At 39.8% G+C, this 2,214-nt stretch carries 1 protein-coding gene; it reads left to right on the forward strand.

What is annotated here, in order from left to right; translation table 11 throughout:
- Positions 1-374 precede the first annotated feature (374 nt).
- Positions 375-1,751 carry an IS110 family transposase gene (locus tag COZ07_RS07030; RefSeq protein ID WP_406607860.1) on the forward strand — a complete coding sequence of 459 codons (1,377 nt, stop codon included), beginning with the start codon at positions 375-377 and terminating at the stop codon, positions 1,749-1,751.
- Positions 1,752-2,214: the final 463 nt, after the last annotated feature.

The following is a 2,214-nucleotide window of genomic DNA, read 5'->3' on the forward strand; positions in this document are numbered from 1 at the left end:
TTGCTAAAGTAATATTTGCTGAAAATAAGAATAAAGTGAGAGTAACTAAATATAAACCTACCAACCAAACTTTTTTCTTTATCATAATTAGACGGTATATTAAAATAGAGAGGAGTAAAAGAAGTGATATTAGTAATAGTAGTGGTTTCTTCTTTGGTTCTTTATTCTTTTACCATCCACAGAAAATTGTGGATAACCTACCGGACAGGCAGGCATACTCTCTATCATCATACCTTATTCACCTCCTTTTCAATTTTGTTTTGTTCTTTTATAATATTACTATGTCTTTCACACAAAGTATCCGTTCACCCCCTGAATAATCTTTCTTTTGGCCCTTGTTTTTCAAAAAATTAAAATATAAGGAGTAAATTATCATGAAGATTAAAAGTATCTATCCAGCAAGGAACAGTTCACAACTTAGAGAAGTTTTAGGTAAGTATAGTCCTGGAGAGCTTCTCTATGCACCCATTGATGTTGCCAAGTATAATCATAAAGCCTGTGCGGTTAACTTCTTTGGAGATATTCTTACCCCAGCCTTTGAATTTTCTAATAATGCCCATGGGGTTAAATTCTTTATCTCCAAAATTACCGAAGCGGCCCGAAACGCTAAGGCCAAGAAAATCTTTATCGGGCTTGAAGCCACCGGACATTACCATCAGAACTTAACTCTTCACTTGAAAAGTCTGGGTTACGAGGTGGCGGTAATCAACCCCTTTGACTCCTGGAAGGAAAGACTCAACAAGAGCTCTAAGACTGATAAGATAGATCTGGGCTCTATTGCTAAGTCCCTTATTTCCAGAAAATTTTCTTCTTCTACAGTACCTGAAGGGGTCTACTACAACCTTCAGAGAGCTACCAGAACCAGAAGAAAGTTTGTAAATAGAAGAACCTCTTCCAAGAATATCATCACCGGACTTTTAGACAATCTTTTCCCCGGGCTCTGGGATAAGGAGGATACCATCTTCTCTGATAGATGGGGTAAGGCTTCTCTATCAGTTTTAGAGCATTACCCTACTCCCCAGATGATTCTTCGTCTGGGAGAGAAAAGGTTAACTCGCTTCCTTAAGAAAGGTACTACTAAACTGGGCGAGAAAACAGCCAGAAAGATTATCTCGGCAGCTAAAGTTGCCCTTACCCGTAGTCCTTACGAACAGACTATGGATATACTGGCTCTAAGATCCCATCTCCAAGCTTATCGACTTTATGAAGAGATAATCTTCCATTTAGAGAAGGAGATTGCTTATCTTCTGGTTCAGACTCCAGGGACCTATCTTCTCTCTGTGCCAGGCATCTCGGTAACCTATGCCGCAGAGGTTACTGCCGAGATAGGAGATATCTCTCGTTTTGCTTATGCCAACCAGATCATCTCCCTAGCGGGTACCTGTTCTAAGAAGGATCAGACCGGTGAGCATGACCCCCAGAATTTACCCATTTCTAAGAAAGGTAATAAGTTCCTGCGCACCGTTCTAAATCAAGCAGGACTATCCTTAAATACCTGGTGCCCAGACTTTAATGCTTATTACTCGCGGAAAGTAGAGGAGAAGAAAGGAAGATGTGGAATAGCCAGAACCGCTACCGGTAATAAATTTGCTAGACTGGCCTTTGCCTTAATGAAGCATGAATCACTTTACCACCCTCATTCCTTTAACACCCTGGTGCAAGATCCAGGCAATTATTACCTCTTAAGTCTATGGAGAAATACTGAAGAAGTTAAGGGCTTTCTCTTCAGAGAAGATCCTTCCTCAGAGTAATTACTTAGAAAAAATTAAGCAAAAACTGGAGAAAGAATATGCGATAAATTTATCCGAAGTTAAAGGATGAGAACTCTACTTATCTTGGAAACTTGTTTATCTCCTCTAGATTCAGGGCGAGAAGGGATATCGACATTTTTTTTAGGGATAACCCTCGGAAGCCTTCGGGGCAGAACCCTCAAGGAGGTAATGAATACCCTTCTTGTCCATATGAAATACGAAAGGTAAGTAGAGTCCCTGTCCCTCCTCACCAGGGATGGATTAAACTCGTATTATGCCGTGGTGTATCCCTTATGGACACTTTTGAGAAGGGGCTTGTTACCCTTTTCTCTCCCTATGAAGGAGAAAGATTATTCAGTTTTCAAAGAGCAGTGGTATAATAACTAAGGTTATGTAAAAACTTGCTGTTTTTACTAATAAGGGAGACTATTGTCTCTTTTAAAATCTCAGAATGTTACTTGAC

The sequence above is a fragment of the Candidatus Infernicultor aquiphilus genome (genome assembly GCF_002784285.1).
Taxonomy (GTDB): domain Bacteria; phylum Atribacterota; class Phoenicimicrobiia; order Phoenicimicrobiales; family Phoenicimicrobiaceae; genus Infernicultor; species Infernicultor aquiphilus.